Consider the following 14927-nt stretch of genomic DNA (forward strand, 5'->3'; position numbering starts at 1 on the left):
TTATAAGGGGAGGAGAGAAGAATTTTTATTCACATGGGAGCGAAATGTCTCGGATCATGAGTCGCTGACATTTCTTCCTTAAAAATGTTCATGAAAATTTTCTCCTCCTCCCCTATTCAAAAGTTCTCAAATCCCTTTGAGGTATTTTCTCCTTGACTTCAGAAGCATCTTTTCCCTACAATTCCCAGGCGAATCGGGCGTTTTGCCCTTGCTCTTGTTTCTTTAACGTCTTTTTGTATCACCAAAAAAAATCGAGTCAATGAGGGAATTCGGGTTCCCACCGTACGCCTCATTGGAGCCAATGATGAACAGATCGGAATTCGTGGCATTGAAGAAGCCCGCCGTATGGCGCTTGAAGCGGGACTGGATCTCGTTGAAGTTGCCCCTAATGTCAATCCTCCCGTCTGTAAAATCATGGATTTCGGAAAATTTGTCTACAAATTGAACAAATTGGCGCAAAAACAACGCGCGAGACAAAAAAAACATGAGATCAAAGGAATTCGATTGAGCGTTCGCACCGACAAGCACGACCTTGAAACCAAGATCAAAAAAGCTCGTGAATTTCTCGGGGATGGTCACAGCCTTAAGGTCACTTTGATTTTTAAGGGCCGTGAAATCGCTCATTCCGACTTTGCCCTTGAAAAAATGATCACCATGCGCGACGCGTTGGTGGATGTGGCCAAAGTGGATCAAGAGCCCAAGAAACAAGGTTACAATCTTTTTATGGTTTTATCTCCTATTAATCACTAAATTGTATGAAGCAAAAAATTCATCGCGGAGTCAAGAAACGCTTTAAATTAAGTGGCGGGAAAGACCCAAAAGTCATTGGTCGCAAAGCCGCGGCTCGCCATCGCTTGACCAGTAAAAACAAACGCCAAAAACGCCAACAACAAGGGGCTTTCTTGATGTCTGCTCCCAGCGCAAAGACGATCCGCAAAATGATGTAACAGACACGAGTGTAACGAGTGTCCGCATCCCGTATTTTTCTTCCCTGCATTTCAATCCAATATTTAAATTCTAAAATTCTCATCTATGACTCGCGTAAAACGTGGCGTAACTCAAACTCGAAGACACAAAAAATTTCTTAAACTGGCCAAAGGATCCCGTTTGGGACGCAGTAAGTTGTACGCGGAAGCCCGCCGTTGCGTCATGAAAGGCGGAACGTATGCGTACACCCATCGCCGTCAAAACCGCCGCTTTTATCGTGGACTTTGGATCACCCGCATCAATTCCGCCCTCAAGGAATATGGTATGAACTACAGCCGTTTTATCAATGCGCTTTTTATGAAACAAGTGGATTTGGATCGCAAAATCTTAGCGTATCTTGCGGCTGAAAAACCTGCAACATTTGCGGAAGTGGTGAAGGCGGTCAAATAAAAAATACGAAGAGCGCACTGCGCTTCGCTTCGTGCGTGGTATAATCACCGCAATGAAACAATGGATTAAGAAACTGGTTCTTTTTTATATTGAGCGCGTGGCAACGTGGCGGCTTAAAAAAATCCAACCTAAAATCATTGCCATCACGGGGTCTGTGGGGAAAACGAGCACTAAAGAGGCTATTTTTACCGTGACGAATGCGGCAACAACCGCTCATCGAAGCCGGGGGAACCTCAATACGGAATTTGGCGTGCCGCTCACGATTTTAGAGCAACCTTCGGGGTATTCTTCGTTGTTTCGATGGTTGAAAATCTTTTGGAATGGATTTTGGGGCACGCTTTTTTTGAAAAAAAATCCTTACACCACGCTCGTGTTAGAAATGGGGGCGGACAAACCCGGGGATATTGCTTATTTCATGAAACGGTTAACTCCTCAAGTTGGAGTTATAACTACGATCCAACCGTCGCATCTCGGACCCGAACAATTTGGGTCAATTGAAGAAATTTTTGAGGAGAAATCGCGTTTAGTGAAGGCTTTACTCAAAGAGGGGCTCGCAATTCTCAACGCCGATGATGCTCGGGTGGCTTCGCTTAAATCGGAATTGAAATGCCGGGTGGCGCTTTTTGGCGCAAAAAAAGAAGCGGATTTTCGCGCCGAGGACATAAAAAGCGATGAAAAAGGACTGAGGTGCCGTGTGGTTTATGAAAAAATCTCCGAGTCCTTTCATTTTCCATATCTTTTAGGGAATCATCAAATTTATACCGTGCTCCCGGCGATTGCGGTTGGCGTCCTCCTATTTAAGCTTTCGCTTCCCAAACTTGCGTCTATTTTAAAGGATTTTCAACTTCCGCCCGGCAGAATGAACCCGATTCCCGGGATTCACGACACCCTCCTCATCGACAGCTCTTACAATGCCTCTCCCGAGTCCATGCGGGCCGCATTGGAGGTGCTTAAGCCCATGCCCGGACGACGCATTGCCGTGTTGGGCTCCATGAATGAATTGGGGGAGGCCTCACATAAAGCTCATGTGGAGGTAGGACAATGGGTTGCGTCTTCGTCCGATGTTTTGGTGACGGTCGGGGAAAAAGCCCATGACATTGCCAAGTCCGCTCTTCGACACAATTTCCTTCAAGATCAAATTCACGAATTCGATACCGCGTTGCAAGCCGCGAATTTTCTTCTTTCTTTTATTAAAAAAGGTGATGTTATACTGGTGAAGGGTTCGCAAAACCAAATTCGCTTGGAACGGCTTGTGAAAGCCCTAATGAAGGAGCCGGAAAAGGCGAAAGAAATGTTGGTGAGGCAGGATGAATATTGGGAAAAAATGTAGGGAAAATTAATCCATTCTATGAGCCAAGATCGCAATTTACTTCAAACCCTCAAATACAAATGGCCTGTGATGGGCCACGGGAAACAATTGACCGAACTCGAGGCGGACATTGAGCAAAATCGACTCAGTCACGCCTATCTTTTTATTGGGCCAAATAAGATTGGAAAAGCGTTGATTGCCCGTACGTTTGCCGGCATTTTGCAATGCCCGAATCATTTTTGTCGAGAGTGTTCGGTTTGCCATCAAATCGAGAATAAACAACACATTGATACCCTGGAAATCCAGGATGTTGGCGAATCGCTCAAAATCGAAGAAATGCGCGAACTTCTTTCGCATCTTTCCACCACGTCCTCAAGCCATCATAAAATTGTCATTTTCCAAAACATTGATCGCGCCACTCCGGATGCGGCCAATGCCTTTTTAAAACACCTTGAAGAGCCGGTCCCGGGTGTGATTTTTATCCTCACCACCACAGAAAGGCGTTCATTATTGGATACCATCCTTTCTCGCAGTCGGATTATTCATTTTCATCCATTGGCCGAATCCACCATTTTAGAATATTTAAAAGTGGAACACCCTCATTTTGACCCTAAAATACTCGAGATGATGGCCGGGTTTTCCATGGGCAAATCCGGGCGGGCGATTGAATTTTTTAATGACCCGGATCTTTTTCGTTCCTATCAAGAAATGCATCAACAAGTGTTGCGCTTTTTCGAAGGACTGCCGTTGGTGGACCGCATGTTATACGTCGAGAATTTGATTAAAAACCCTGAATCCATCCCCATTTTCCTCGAATTGTGCGCCACCGTGGCTCGCCGCATACTCTTAAAAAAGGTAGAGGGAAGCCAAATTCCCTATTCTTTCGAGCAACTTTTTGATATCCTGACTCTCCTGAACCGAGCGGAAGCGGACCTTGAACACAATGTAAACACGCGTTTGGTTCTCGAAAATCTCGTTATCCACTTTTAGCTTTCTTTAGCCCTTTTCTCACTTTTATGTTTTATTGGTTTTTATTTCTGGCCAGTTTGATTTCTCTTCTTTTGATTTTTTGGCGACGATGGAGGTTGACGATTAAAAGTCTCGATTTTGAGGATAAATTAAAAAAAGATGATGAATTGGCGCGCCAAGCCGCGGAACAAGAAGAAATTATCCCCCAAGAAGAACCGAGTGAATTAGAGCTCAAACGTTTAGGGGAACAACGCGATCGCGATGAAAAAATGAAACAAATGCGAGCCATTAAAAGAGCGTTTAAGCAAGCGGAGCTCCATTTTGCAAAAAACAATTACGGATTGGCGGAAAAACACCTGATGGAAGTGCTTTCCATGGACAATGATCACCTCGATGCAAACCTTAAGTTGGGATTGATTTATCTTCAACAAGAAAACCTCCCGCGTGCGGAATTTTTCTTTCAAAAATTAATCGATCTTAAAGAAAATCCGGTTTATTTTAGCAATTTGGCGTTGGTTTTATACCAACAAAAACGACTTGATGAATCCGCGAAACTTTATGAAAAAGCCATCGCCATGGACAATAAAAGAGCGGCTCGTTTTGTGAGTCTTGCGTATGTGTATCACGAGTTGGGCGAGCTTGAAAAAGCCTTAATCAACTTTGAAGAAGCGTATCGATTGGATCCTCGCAATCTCGATTATTTATGGACCTTGGTGAATTATTATGAAAAATTTGCGCGTGCCGAGGACATGCTTCGTTCGCTTCGTAAAATCCTGGAAATCGATCCGTATAACGACAAGGCCAAAGCCAAATTATTGCTCTTGGAAGAGGACCAAGCGCAACAAAAAACCGAAACAGAAAATTCTTCCGAGGATGGAGGAAATCTATAGATACATTTTATTATTACGCCGTTCAATCTGTTATGGTGCCGAAGGTGGGACTTGAACCCACACTCCCGTAAAGGAACACGATTTTGAGTCGTGCGCGTCTGCCAGTTCCGCCACTTCGGCTCATTTCACTGGGGCATTTTAATCGAAATTCCACTTGGGCTCAATATCAAACAATCGGCACGGCAAATTCCTCGTCTGCGCCGGAGTCCGGACCATTGTTTTCACTGGAATTTTTCCCTTTGCTATCCAGGGATTCCGCGCTGGAAGCGCCCTCATCCCATGCTTTGAGGATTTGTTCCACTTCGGCAAGGGGGCGGGCGTAGGTTTTGCGTGAAAAATCGATGATTTCTTGAGTGAAATCTTTGGGTGGTTTTGGGGTATCAATGGTTTTTCCGGAAAAAGCGTCTTTGATTTCACCATCAATGGACATCTTGATGTACATTTCGCGAACCCCGAGGTTGATGATGTCACGCACTTGGAATTTGGGAGTGTATTCTTTCTCGAGAATCACGGCGTCTTCGGCCCCCACACGGAAGTTGATGATGGAACCCACGTTCCCAAAAACGGTCGTTTTCACCAATCCGGACAACTGGCCCATGTACTGGTGAGCCATGGTGAGGTTGAGACGGTATTTGCGAGCCTCGGATAAAATTTCCGCGAACGTTTCGGTGGCAAAGTACTGAAACTCATCGCAATAAAGGGAAAAATCCTTCCGTTTTTCTTCGAGGATGTCGGAACGCGCCATGGCGGCTTGTTGAATTTTTGTCACCATCATGGCGCCGATGAGACCGCAATTTTCTTCTCCAAGTTTTCCTTTTGAAATCTTCATGAGCAAGATTTTTTCATTGTCCATGATGTCACGAATATTCAGCTTGTTTTCGGGCTGTCCAACGATGTTTCGAATGAGTTTGGTGGACACGAATTGCCCCACTTTATTGAGGAGTGGCATGATGGCTTCGTTGTCGAATTTTTCACTCCATCCCGCGAACTCGTTGACCCAAAAATTTTTAATCACCGAATCTTGAATGTTGGCCACCACTTTTTGGCGATAATTTTTGTCGGAAAGCATCTTTAAAATCGACAGCACCGTGGTGTTGGGGGAATCGAGCAAAGCGAGGGTGGTGTAGCGAAGCACGTGCTCAAGACGAGGGGTCCAGTTGGCGCCGAATAATTTTTTGAAAATCTCCACAAATCCGATGGTGACACGGATGCGATATTCGGGAGCCACTTCTTCGAGGGGATTGAAGGCGATGGGGAAATTCATATCTCCGGGATCAAAAAGAATCACATCTTTTTTACGATGCTCGGGCACGTAACGAAGCACGTTGTCGACCAGATCGCCGTGAGGGTCGAGCACGCCCACGCCTTTTCCGGCTTGAATGTCAGCGGTGATGAGCAATTCAAGCAATTTACTTTTTCCGGTGCCGCTTTTTCCGACAACATACAGATGGCGGCGGCGGTCTACGCGCTTGATCCCAAAGCGTAAATTTTCGTTGTGATAATTGGTGGTGCCGAACACGGAAATTTCATTCGGGGGCACCGCGCCTTCCTTGGGCAAACTTTCGGGCGGTTCTTTTTTGCGAGAAACCACATGCACGATGTGCGGGGTCACGTCCGGATCCGGGTAGTGATAAATCGTTGAAAATTCCTCGAGATTCAGGAAAAAACCTTTATAAAATTCGCCTTCGTTGTAACGTTTGAGGAATTTTTCTTTATCCACGGAACTTGCCTTAAAGCGGTTGTAATCCACGGTATTGAATTGGGCGAATGCGCGCTCCACACTCTCGAGTTTGTGCTTGGCTGTGGTGGGATCCGGGGCCACGTAAGCGAGGCGAATTGAAATGCGATACGCGTGTTTTTCCGCTTTCTTTTTGAATTCCGCTTTTTCGCTTTCACGAAGCGCGGCTTTCCCTTTCAACTTAAAATAATCTTTGAGCCGAAAAATGTTTTTAATGCCCATGGTGCGCATTTTGTAGCGACGATTGAGGTCCAATTTCCAGCCTTCTTCTTCCGGGGCGCTGACCACTTGGTACCAAATTTCTTCGCCTTCCGAGGCTTTTGAAAATACGGATAAAAATCCGGATAAGGAATCGCCCTCAAAATGATGGAAGGTTTTGATGGGGTAAATGTCGCTGCGTTCGAGGAGCATTTCGGAACAGGCAAAGCCTTTGCCACGGGTGAAAACGCTTTGAGTGGCGTAATCTTTGACTTCGACCACTTCCGCGTCCGGGTATTTGGCATAAATTTGGCCCTCGATTAAGGAGCGGACATTGGGTTTGACGCGAATGTAAAAATAAATGTGCTGATGAAGCGATGCGATCTCAAAACAAACGGAGGCGTGTTCCATGACTTCGTGAAGATTTTCGAGAAGTTGCTCGAAGGTGGTGGCTTCGTTTTTGCCGGGTTGAATTTTGACAAGAAGGACTGCGGTTTTGAGTTTGGGGGTGGGGGGCGGGGTCGTCGAAGCGACCGTGGCGGTCGTAGCGCGGGGTGAATTGTTGCGAGTATTCGAGGTTTGAGTCATTGGATGAGGAAATTATTTCAGAGAGAAGGGAGAAATGCGGGGAGGGGGAGCTCACTTCGCTTCGCTCCGTGAGTGCGCTACGCTCAGGTCTTTTTGGCTTTTTTTAGAGCTTTGTGGGCCGGGGAGTATTATACAGAAAAAGACCTTGGGATCAAAATGCATAAAAAGAGTAAGATGGCGCTTGCATTAAATTCCTGAAAGTAGTATTATTATACGATACGTTGGCGAAAAACCGCCATACAAAATCAAAAATAAATCTTTAAAAACAAAAACCATGGCCAGCACCCTTTTGTTCTCACTCGTTCGCCCTAACCGATTGGCGTATTTTGCCGCACCGGCCCCGATTGAAGGGAAAAATTGGACCAAAGAAGTGAAGACATGGAGAGATGAAACCCTCCCTGGAAAACTCAATAAATTCACTCCGAATAAAGAACGTTTGGATTTTTATTCCAAATTTGCTCAAAATCGACTGAAATTGGGGATTTCGATCTGGAGTGAAGATGAAAAAGTGGCGGCTGCGTTTAAGGGCAAAAACTTGCGCGTTCTTGGAGATTTGAAAGGGGCGAATGTTGCCGAGAAACCGATCAAATCCGGAGACACGTTGTATGCGCTTATGGAGGATTATTTTAGAAATGTGGTAGGAGAAAAAGATGCGGCCAAACTTCGCAATGAAGTGGTTTCAACGTTGCCGTACATGATGAGCCAGGGTCTCAATGTGGATCATCTTGAAAAAGGCGGAAAAATCGCAATCACGGATGGGCTTTTGACTTTGACGGATGCGAAAGGCGTTGTGTATGCGAAAAATGTGAGAATTAAGCCGGGGGAGGAGGGTGAAACCGATGCTGGTACAGGACACTCTGGCGAAACTGATGCTGGTACAGGACACTCTGGTGAAACTGATGCTGGCACGGGACACTCCGGTGAAACTGATGCCGGTACAGGACACTCTGGTGAAACTGATGCTGGTACAGGACACTCCGGTGAAACTGATGCTGGTACAGGACACTCCGGTGAAACTGATGCTGGTACAGGACACTCTGGTGAAACTGATGCTGGCACAGGCAAGACCGAGGATGCTGATGCCGGTACAGGCAAAGAGGGTGAAGCTGATGCTGGCACAGGCAAGACCGAGGATGCTGATGCCGGTACGGGCAAGGATGGTGAAGCTGATGCTGGCACGGGCAAGACCGAGGATGCTGATGCCGGCACAGGTAAAGATGGTGAAGCTGATGCCGGTACAGGCAAGACCGAGGATGCTGATGCCGGTACAGGCAAAGAGGGTGAAGCTGATGCTGGCACAGGTAAAGATGGTGAAGCTGATGCTGGTACAGGCAAGACCGAGGATGCTGATGCCGGTACAGGCAAAGAGGGTGAAGCTGATGCCGGTACAGGCAAGACCGAGGATGCTGATGCCGGTACAGGCAAAGAGGGTGAAGCTGATGCCGGCACGGGCAAGACCGAGGATGCTGACGCCGGTACAGGCAAGGAGGGTGAAGCTGATGCTGGCACGGGCAAGACCGAGGATGCTGATGCCGGTACAGGCAAGGAGGGTGAAGCTGATGCTGGCACGGGCAAGACCGAGGATGCTGATGCCGGTACAGGCAAGACCGAGGATGCTGACGCCGGTACAGGCAAGACCGAGGATGCTGACGCCGGTACAGGCAAGGAGGGTGAAGCTGATGCTGGTACAGGTAAAGATGGTGAAGCTGATGCTGGTACAGGCAAGACCGAGGATGCTGATGCCGGTACAGGCAAGACCGAGGATGCTGACGCCGGTACAGGCAAGACCGAGGATGCTGACGCCGGTACGGGCAAGACCGAGGATGCTGATGCCCTCCTACAAGCCGAAACCCCTGAAGAAATCAAACAAAATTGGGTAAACGATCAAGTTAAGGTTGCAATATGGAAAACTCCTAACCTCAAAGATCACCCCCTAGATCTTGTTAACGGAAAGGGTCCCTTTTATATAGATAACGATGGCGTTTTGCGATTTTCAGAAACTCTCCCTCTCACGCAGATATGGAACGAAAAAAGGGTTACTGACACTCAAATCACTGCCCTCCCTCCCGGAATGGGAAAGGCTGATGATTCCTTATTGAAACAACTGAATACCACATGGGATAAAGAATGGGGTGAAAAAATGAAGAGGGATGAGGAAGGAATTATTGCCCCAGATATGTCTACTCTTAATTTCATATTACTTCTCCCTGACCTTGTGGAGGTTAATTTCGAAAAAATGCGAGATAGTGGATTGATTATCTTAGACCCCAAAGATCCTAAACAAGAAACTTGGATTCCTTTTGATCCCAAATACGAATTTGTGAACGGAGGTAGTCCCAAAAACTATAGGATTCGCTTGAAAAAAGATGTGGAGAAGGTCGAATCTTTAAAAACCCTCGCTGAATTATCCCCTGAAGAAAAAGCCGGCCTTAAAAATGTCCTTCCTACAACCGCCACTAAGCCGGAAATGATTGCCCTACAACAAAAACTTAAGGTCCAACTTCTTACACAGGTTGAGTTTGATTACAATAATAATAATGCGATCTATGAACCTGCTCCGGGATTTGTATGGGCCGACGATAATGAAAATTCCGATAATGTAGCAGTGAAATTTGAAGTAGAGAAATAATTGTGGCGAATTACCATGACAACATGAAAAACATTCTTATCGAAAGGTAAGGATGTTTTTTTATAACAAAAAAAGCCTTTTCGGCTTGGGGGTGGAAATGGTGATGAAAAAGTCTGTGCACCTGGAGGAAAAAAGAAAAAAGGCAAACAGATGCCAGGGGCCCCTTTGAAGTGATCTAGGGGGCCCCTGAGCGAGGGGTCGGGGTGGGCGGGGGGACACGGTGGCTACCGGGGGGTGAGGGGAACCTCGACCTCTCCGGTGGTGGGAGTCCCGACCGCCGTGTAGCTGTAGGGCTGCCCGTCGATCGTGATGGTGCCCGTGTTTTCGTCGTTTTCGCTGACCGTGTGCTTTCCCATGACGATATAGTGGTCATTCGCCCTCTTCACCATGCGGGGCACGCGAACGGCGGGGGTCGGGATCGTGGTGGCGATGGGCTCGGGCTCGTTGAGGTTGGAGACCTGCTCGGTGGTGGTCGTATCGCGATCGATGGCGTACTTGATCACCTCCCAGATCCCCCACACGACAACCGCGCCAAAGCCGATGATGAGTCCCCACTTGATGATCTTCTTGGTCCCCCAAACCGTAACCCTCCAGGTCGCCCAGATGAGGACGAGACCGAAGCCGAGAACGATGAGGGCGAAGGTGACGAGAACGATGAGGACGATGAGCATCCACTTGAGATAAGGATGCTTTTCGCCGAAGGTGGGATTTTCAGTAGACATGACAGAAACCTCGAGTTGTGACGTTGGTGGGAATCCCCTGCGAGAACAATTGACTGAAATAGTCGTTCGTTTCCGGGGCGCCTAGACTCATCGAGTGATGAGACCAAACGTCCCGGAAACGTGACTTAAAAAAAACCTTAATAATACTGTAATTACCTAATGATTCTAATTTTCCTCCAAGTGCGTAATACCTGTAGCCAGGAAGATGAGGCGCTCAACCCCGAAGGGGAGACCTGTTCTTACCATGCCACAGGACTACTCACTTGGATGCCGAATTTTCAAGGGACAGGAAAAATGCAGGAGAATAAAGACTGGAATAGTTAGATTAATTTGCGATGTGTTGTGCTTCGATATTGAGCATTATTGTTGGAGGTTTTTACATATCAATCCACACAAAGGAGAGCAATATTACAACATGATTCATTTTTTGTCAATACCAATTCCATAAAATATTCTTTAACAGGTTATTTTATTCAACAAATGGTGCCTATATTAGACTGATCGAATTATTTGCTTAGGGCGTCTGCCATGATGACGCCCATGGGGACTGCTAAATCTATACTGAGAGTCCTCTCTTTTTTGCCACCAAGATTAATGGATTTCGTGGGTTTATCTGCGGCTTCGCAGGCGATAAAAGTGGCATCGCCCTTGACTGCAACGACACAGGCGGCATTATTTTTGTTGCCCTTCAAACATGTTTGATCTCTACTGTGAGAATCGGTCACGCAGGCGGTTCCTGTTTTTGCCCCATCCACTTTCCCCTGTAATGCTATTGCTGTTCCCGGTTTTGGCTTTTCCCCTAATTCTGACTTTGCCATCTCGAGCGGCCATTTTAACATAGGCGCGGTTTTCCCTCCTTGTCCCATTTTTTGAGCGCATTCAATGGCTTTTGCAGATGGGTTTTTAGGTTGAATTTTATGAACCTTCCCGTCCCGAGTTGTATAAGAATCAAGGGTGTGAGATTCACCCAAGGCTTGCCCTGTGTAGGCGGCATGCATCAAATCCAACATACTTTCCGGGGAAACATTCCAATTCCCCAAAGCTGCAAAATCAAGCTCATTAACATTTTCCTTATTCAAATATGCTGGCGGAGGCGTGCCATAACAACTCATTAGTTCACGTATAAACTTATGATCTACCCCCAAGTTCCGTGCATCATCGATGATTTCTCGTTGAGACAACGTGAGATGCCTACGAAAAGAATCCAAAAAAGCGACCCTAGGGTCTACCAAAAGAGTTTCTCCGGTTATGAGGGTCAATGGTGATGTAACTGCTTCATTCTCGAGCTTGGCAACTCCGGCTGCGAGCAAAGGTTTTCCCATGGATCCCGGATTTCGTAATGTTTTTTTTCTCTGAATAAATTCATCGTCCGTATAATCCGCCCACACGCTCCCGTCAGGCCCTTCCACCACAATAATGGGGTGGGATTGGGGCCCCACTTTCCCTACCATGGAATCAGCCGCTTTTTTTGCCGCTCTTTGTAACTTCTCGCGTACGGTGAGCACCATTTCTACGACATCGCCCCTAAAATCTTCCCCTTCTATTGCCACAAGTTCTTTGACTGCTTGTAAAAGAGGGCCCCTAAATTCGGAGGAAAGACTGACGGAAGATTTGTTTTGTTGTTGTTTTGGTAAAGGCTTGGCATTCTTAATTTGACCTAAGACGGATGCATAGTCTTTCTTACCAATAACGTCTTGTCTGTAGAGATTTGTGTCGGGGATTGAGGCTCTTTCTTCAATTTCGCTCCATCGAGTTTCCGTGGAATCCCATGGAAGATTATGAAGGGCGGCCAATACCATTTGATGCCCGGTATCCAGTCTGGGGTCGTTGATTCCACTGAAACCCCAGTACAGACGCACAAAGCGTTCCACGCCTTCTGCGTCGGGAGCCAAATAAGCATAGGTGGCGTTGAGGGCCATGATTTGAGGGGCTGTCAGCTTTTTGTTGGAATTGTCCGTTTTTTTTGCAAGGCCTATCCCACATGCAAAATCTTCCATTTTATAAACCAATGCGTTTTCGCTGGTTTTTAATGCTTTTCCTGATTTTATTGAATAAAGTTTTGCTCCCCGTTTCATCCAATCTTTAGCCAACCAAAATTTTCTGGCTTCGGGCAATTTTTGTTCTTTAAATCCGGCCCTCATAGCTCCACAGGTTTGATCTCCGCCGCCGGACCCGCCCTTGCCTTCCAACCATCGTTTCCATGCTTGTGAATTGACCCCCCTTCTGGCGCTTTGCGGATCACAGTTGGGAGCTTTGCAATAAAGCGGATCCAATTCTCTATCTTCCAATTCAATATAAGCGCGATAGTACCAATATAAAGGTCCCTGTTTTCCGTTTATTTTTTCGAACGCTTCCGGAGGAACCGGGATGGAGCCGTCGATTCCACGAAGGGTGGGATTCGTCCTTGCGTCGGCTCCGGATAAAAGGCCCAAGTCTACTCCGTCTGCGGTTTTCACTCGAATTCCTCTTTTTTGAGGGGCCTCTTGGATGGCTTGATTCGCGACAACGACTCCTCTTTTTTCTATCCCTTCTTGTTCTATAAAATTTTGTATGGCGTCATTCACTGCTCTATCGCATCCCGGGGCTGCGGATAGCAATCCTAGGGCCAATGCCAGCCGGCGGGCTTTTTTTGTTATTCCTTCGAGGGGAGAGGGCCGGTTTATGGAATGCGGTGCCGCGGCAGGGGCTCCAAGAGCTTGTGGGGCGAGCATTGGGTCAGATTCAAGAGGCATTTATTTTCTTATTTAAATGAAGGGGAAAATTTGAATTGGGTCGTGGGCACTTTGTTTTAAACTAAAATTTTTGTTTTTTCAAGGTGAAAATTCTGCGATTTTTTATGTGAAGAGAGGGATGTGTTTGGAGAGAAAAAGTAGTGGCGCGCGTGTAAAGGCGGCAAAAGAGGGCGGGCCGCGATGCGCGGCCCGCCCTGTGAAATTAATCCCGGGAGAAGCGGTCTTCCTCGGGTTCGTCGGGGGCGGGAAGGGCCCGATAGGGAATGGGAGGCGCGAACGCCTTCCATTTCCTTCCCGAGAGCTCCCACACGACGTGGGTGATGCCCGCGCCCACAAAAATAGACAGGGGAAGAGCCAGGACAGTTGCGACTGTCCAACCGATCACGACCCCGATTGCCGTCCAGAGGACGGCAAATGCGGGCGCCCCGGCACCGTACGCCCACCAAAAGAGGAGGCCGAAACCTCCTCCGACGGTGGCCCCGACCACACTTAAGACCGCCCCTAACACCAAAAACACAAAAAAACTCAAAAGAAGTCGCGGAACCACGGTTCACCTCCAGAGGTTGTAGGTCACTAAGACCGCGGATGCAGTGCGCACTGTCATCCGGGCCCGTACGATTTGATCTCCTACGATCAAGCCGCGCGGCCACGGGTGACATTTTTAACTTTTTCTCTCCAAACGAACAAAAACTGTGAAGAGGAAGAATCGGCGCATGGTTTTACCCAAGACCCATTCCTACCATTTCACAGTCTTATCCGCTTGGACTTGCCAATTTTTCAAAGAACAGAGGGTTTAGCCTATCCCCTTTTTTACTGTTCTGTCAATTTTTGCTTAATCGCAGAGAATCCTTTTTCTCAATTATTTATTTTTTTGCCTCTCCCTAAGTACTTCCGGGCTTTTTTTACTACTAGCTCCTTTCGAAGGAGATGGCTTCACTACGGGTTGTTTTTCGGGGGACGTTTCGGAAGTTGCTTCTTCTTCTCGCGAGCGAAATTTGAGCTTTTCTAATAATTGGCTAAAACTTTCCGACCATGATCCTCCCTCTGTTTGTGATGAAGGCTCCGAAATAACGGGAGGGTTGTTGGTAGGTTCGGAGACGGGTTCACTAATCGATGTTTCTTGTGTGGGATTACTATCTCTATCCTCTCCCCTATATAGTTCTACTCCTTTTGCTAAGGAAACTGCGGTTAGCCCTCCGGCAAAGAAAAACCATAACTTAAGGCGACGTCTAAGGATGGTTCTTTCTCCTTTTATTTCTTCGAGATTGGAACGTAGCTCTCGCACATTACTTCGTAGACTAGCCAGCTCGACATTCTCTCGCGCAGCGATTGACTTCTGGAGTTGAGATCCTGCTTCCGTGGTGTGCTGATTGGCGAGGTTGGTCTCCACCTCGGTTTGCAATCTAGTTGGGAACTCTACATTGGCTCTACGAGTCTTATCGAGTTGATCTAAGGCTTGGCTCCATTCTTGTTGCGCAATGTATACCTTGGCCAGCAATAAATGCGCGTCGCCGTCGTCCGGGTTAAGACAGAGGAGCATTCTAAGGCGATCGCGGGCCGCGCCCAATAAACCTTGGCGGGCGAGGGATAAACCTTCTTCGAAAAGTTCTAAAGGGGCATCAAATTGGGTTACTTCGAAGAGCTGATTCATTCTGTCCAATGCGCCTTTGGGGCCAGTGTCATCTGTGAGAAAACGAACATCAACCGAGGTAGGATCGAAGGCCTCATTTTTTTCACCCATAAAGAAAAATTATAAATTTAAAAAAGAGGGTTTA

At 47.1% G+C, this 14927-nt stretch carries 16 protein-coding genes and 1 tRNA gene; 13 read left to right on the forward strand and 4 right to left on the reverse strand.

Going from position 1 to position 14927, the window contains the following annotated elements; all coding sequences use genetic code 25:
* Window positions 1-90 precede the first annotated feature (90 nt).
* The 6 genes from infC to WC882_03700 all read left to right on the forward strand — a co-directional run bounded on the left by infC (window position 91) and on the right by WC882_03700 (window position 4545).
* A complete protein-coding gene (gene infC, locus WC882_03675; GenBank protein ID MFA5842742.1) occupies window positions 91-750 on the forward strand; it encodes a translation initiation factor IF-3 in 660 nt (219 codons plus the stop codon).
* Window positions 751-755: 5 nt separating this feature from the next.
* On the forward strand, window positions 756-947 hold the full coding sequence (locus WC882_03680) for a bL35 family ribosomal protein (GenBank protein MFA5842743.1): 192 nt from the start codon (window positions 756-758) through the stop codon (window positions 945-947).
* Window positions 948-1032: 85 nt separating this feature from the next.
* Window positions 1033-1377: a 50S ribosomal protein L20 gene (rplT, locus tag WC882_03685; protein ID MFA5842744.1), complete on the forward strand. Its 345-nt coding sequence runs from the start codon at window positions 1033-1035 to the stop codon at window positions 1375-1377.
* Between the two features lie 52 nt (window positions 1378-1429).
* Complete coding sequence (gene murF / locus WC882_03690; protein ID MFA5842745.1) at window positions 1430-2707, forward strand: UDP-N-acetylmuramoyl-tripeptide--D-alanyl-D-alanine ligase; 1278 nt, start codon at window positions 1430-1432, stop codon at window positions 2705-2707.
* Between the two features lie 18 nt (window positions 2708-2725).
* Complete coding sequence (locus WC882_03695; protein MFA5842746.1) at window positions 2726-3676, forward strand: AAA family ATPase; 951 nt, start codon at window positions 2726-2728, stop codon at window positions 3674-3676.
* 56 nt (window positions 3677-3732) lie between these two features.
* Window positions 3733-4545 carry a tetratricopeptide repeat protein gene (locus tag WC882_03700; protein ID MFA5842747.1) on the forward strand — a complete coding sequence of 271 codons (813 nt, stop codon included), beginning with the start codon at window positions 3733-3735 and terminating at the stop codon, window positions 4543-4545.
* A 33-nt stretch (window positions 4546-4578) separates the two neighbouring features.
* Here the strand turns inward: WC882_03700 and WC882_03705 are convergent.
* Window positions 4579-4665 (reverse strand) — tRNA-Leu (locus WC882_03705).
* 34 nt (window positions 4666-4699) lie between these two features.
* On the opposite strand from WC882_03705, the gene WC882_03710 reads away from it, so the two are divergent.
* From WC882_03710 to WC882_03735, 6 genes are all read left to right on the forward strand, one after another.
* Entirely contained in the window at window positions 4700-5194 is a 495-nt protein-coding gene (locus tag WC882_03710; protein MFA5842748.1) for a hypothetical protein, read from the forward strand.
* 205 nt (window positions 5195-5399) lie between these two features.
* The gene (locus tag WC882_03715) at window positions 5400-5597 is read left to right on the forward strand and encodes a hypothetical protein (GenBank protein MFA5842749.1); all 198 of its coding nucleotides are present in this window, start codon (window positions 5400-5402) and stop codon (window positions 5595-5597) included.
* Between the two features lie 248 nt (window positions 5598-5845).
* Window positions 5846-6031, forward strand: a complete 186-nt coding sequence (locus tag WC882_03720; protein MFA5842750.1) for a hypothetical protein — start codon at window positions 5846-5848, stop codon at window positions 6029-6031.
* A 105-nt stretch (window positions 6032-6136) separates the two neighbouring features.
* Window positions 6137-6619, forward strand: coding sequence for a hypothetical protein (locus WC882_03725; GenBank protein MFA5842751.1), 483 nt, complete (start codon window positions 6137-6139; stop codon window positions 6617-6619).
* A 231-nt stretch (window positions 6620-6850) separates the two neighbouring features.
* Window positions 6851-7273 (forward strand): hypothetical protein, encoded by a 423-nt coding sequence (locus tag WC882_03730; protein ID MFA5842752.1) that lies wholly within the window; start codon window positions 6851-6853, stop codon window positions 7271-7273.
* Window positions 7274-7343: 70 nt separating this feature from the next.
* Window positions 7344-9698: a hypothetical protein gene (locus tag WC882_03735; protein MFA5842753.1), complete on the forward strand. Its 2355-nt coding sequence runs from the start codon at window positions 7344-7346 to the stop codon at window positions 9696-9698.
* A 224-nt stretch (window positions 9699-9922) separates the two neighbouring features.
* On the opposite strand, the gene WC882_03740 is transcribed toward WC882_03735, so the two are convergent.
* Entirely contained in the window at window positions 9923-10369 is a 447-nt protein-coding gene (locus WC882_03740) for a hypothetical protein (protein ID MFA5842754.1), read from the reverse strand.
* Window positions 10370-10600: 231 nt separating this feature from the next.
* Between WC882_03740 and WC882_03745 the strand changes: the two genes are divergently transcribed.
* Window positions 10601-10744 carry a hypothetical protein gene (locus WC882_03745; GenBank protein ID MFA5842755.1) on the forward strand — a complete coding sequence of 48 codons (144 nt, stop codon included), beginning with the start codon at window positions 10601-10603 and terminating at the stop codon, window positions 10742-10744.
* 182 nt (window positions 10745-10926) lie between these two features.
* Here WC882_03745 and WC882_03750 read toward each other — a convergent pair whose 3' ends face one another.
* Window positions 10927-13152: a hypothetical protein gene (locus WC882_03750; protein MFA5842756.1), complete on the reverse strand. Its 2226-nt coding sequence runs from the start codon at window positions 13150-13152 to the stop codon at window positions 10927-10929.
* Between the two features lie 859 nt (window positions 13153-14011).
* Window positions 14012-14893, reverse strand: a complete 882-nt coding sequence (locus tag WC882_03755; protein MFA5842757.1) for a tetratricopeptide repeat protein — start codon at window positions 14891-14893, stop codon at window positions 14012-14014.
* Between the last annotated feature and the right edge of the window lie 34 nt (window positions 14894-14927).

It is taken from the genome of Candidatus Gracilibacteria bacterium, assembly GCA_041658685.1.
Lineage (GTDB): Bacteria > Patescibacteriota > Gracilibacteria > UBA1369 > UBA12473 > JBAZZS01.